Annotated in this window: 2 protein-coding genes; one reads left to right on the forward strand and one right to left on the reverse strand. The window is 70.7% G+C overall.

Annotation, left to right across the window (positions count from 1 at the left end; translation table 11 throughout):
* Positions 1-471 precede the first annotated feature (471 nt).
* Complete coding sequence (locus tag JS521_RS24150; protein ID WP_205085044.1) at positions 472-1,317, reverse strand: hypothetical protein; 846 nt, start codon at positions 1,315-1,317, stop codon at positions 472-474.
* Positions 1,318-1,597: 280 nt separating this feature from the next.
* Here JS521_RS24150 and JS521_RS24155 point away from each other — a divergent pair, with 280 nt between their 5' ends.
* The gene (locus tag JS521_RS24155; protein ID WP_010059700.1) at positions 1,598-1,753 is read left to right on the forward strand and encodes a hypothetical protein; all 156 of its coding nucleotides are present in this window, start codon (positions 1,598-1,600) and stop codon (positions 1,751-1,753) included.
* Positions 1,754-1,927: the final 174 nt, after the last annotated feature.

Consider the following 1,927-nt stretch of genomic DNA (forward strand, 5'->3'; position numbering starts at 1 on the left):
GCAACCGTCAGGAACCCTAAGCGGTGGCGGCCGGCGATAAGGGGGTTGTTACCGGACCGGAATGCTTGGCCGGAAAGCGCTCTCCGCCGTGTGGTGGCGGAGCCTCGCGGGCAGACTGGCCGGGAATGCACGGGAACGGGCGTCGGGGGACGTACGGCATGTTCATACGGGGAGTGCACCGCGACCGGCCGCCGGCGGTCGACCACGTGGGGCGGTGGGGCCGGGGACGGGACCGACTGGCTGCGGTATCCGGGCGTGGTCCTGCTGACCGCCCTGCCCTTCTGGCACCGGTACGTTCCCGTCGCGGCCGTTCCGGCGGCGCTGTACGTCGCGGTGGAGGCGGGCCTGGCGCTGACCCGGACCGGTGGCGACCCGGACCCTGCGGCGAGGGCCGGGTGGCTGGTCGTCCTCGCCGCCTGCGCCATCGCGTCCACCGGCGGCTGCCCGCGGGCGTGGGCCCGCCGGCGGCAGCTACTGCGCCCAGTCGAAGACGCCCGACTCCAGATCGATCTGCGCGTTGCCGCCGCCGAGGTTGAACCCGCCGACGCCGTCCTCCAGCTCGAAGACGTACGGGGTCAGCCCTCCCGGCATCCCCTGGCACGGCATCACCGTTCCGCCCAGGTGCGAGATGCCGTGCACGGACTCCCAGAACGCTTCGAGAACCTCGTCGTCCGAGGACCAGGCCTTCACATAGCCGCCCGCGCCGTCCTCCGCCGGGGCGATGCCGGTGTTCGGGTCGCCGGTGCGCTCCCCGATCCAGACCGTGGTCTCGGGGGCGCTGTCGTCCCAGGCGTTCTGGCCGCGGCTGTACCGGTCGCCGAGCCCGTCGGGCCGGATGTCGGCCGGGGGGTCGATGCGGGGTGCGGCGAACTCGTCGGCGGTCAGCCAGAAGAGCGCGTGCGCGCCGCCGATCATGTCCTCCAGGTCCTGCTGGTGGGGGTGGCGCGCCGCCGCTGTCGCGGCCACCGCGGCGAGGAACGGGTCGGCGGCCTGCTCCGGGGTGGGAGCGGTGCCCGCCAGCAACTCGGCAACGCCCTCGATGCCGGTGGCGACGTGGTCGTCGGCGTGGAAGAAGGCTATGGCCACCAGGTCCGCGCCCCTGCGCCGGTAGTCCTCCGGCAGTTCGAGGGTGATGACGTGGGTCATCGGCAGCCCGGTGACGGGGCTCCGTGGCCAGGCTGCCGTCCCGATGCCCGGCGCCCGGCCGCCGCACCACCCGGCGACGCGGGCCCCGGGCAGATCGATCTCGACGGGTCTGCCGGGCCGGATCGTCAGCTCGTCCGCGGACTCTCCGAACCCCAGGTCGTACGCCTTCATCCTGTGCCTCCTGCTCGACTGCGACGGCGCTCAACCTACGCGAGGCCTCTGACAGGCCCTGCCGACGCGGAAGCGCGGCCCTCCGGTGTGCGACCCGCGAGCGGAATTTCGAAGATCTGTGTGAGTGATGTGTGTGAGAGGCGATTAGCCGGGCACACGGACCTTCGCAACGAGGTCCCGGCGACATTCGGAGCCGGGATATTCCGGTGGGGTGCACTGAGGGCGTTGTGAAGCGCAGGCACGCGAGTGTCTGAACCGGACTTGACGATGGGAACTGAAAATGATCATCCTCGGACTTATTCTGCTGATTATCGGCCTGCTTGTTGGCATGGGTCTGCTGACCACGATCGGCGGCATCCTCATCCTCGTCGGTGCCATCCTGTGGATCCTGGGTGCGACCGGCCGCGCCGTCGGCGGGCGAAAGCACTTCTTTTAAGCTTGAGCTCCAGCTGCTGGAGACTCGGAAACTCTGCCGGTGAGGCGGAATTCCGTGAAATGCGGGGGGGGGGGGGGGGGGGGGGGGGGGGGGGGGGGGGGGCGGGCCCGCGGACCGCCGAGTATCCACCAGAACCAGCCAAGGCATAATAAGCAGCACCCCACAACCACGCAA

Origin of the sequence: Streptomyces durocortorensis, from assembly GCF_016901035.1 — a bacterium.
GTDB classification, from domain to species: domain Bacteria; phylum Actinomycetota; class Actinomycetes; order Streptomycetales; family Streptomycetaceae; genus Streptomyces; species Streptomyces durocortorensis.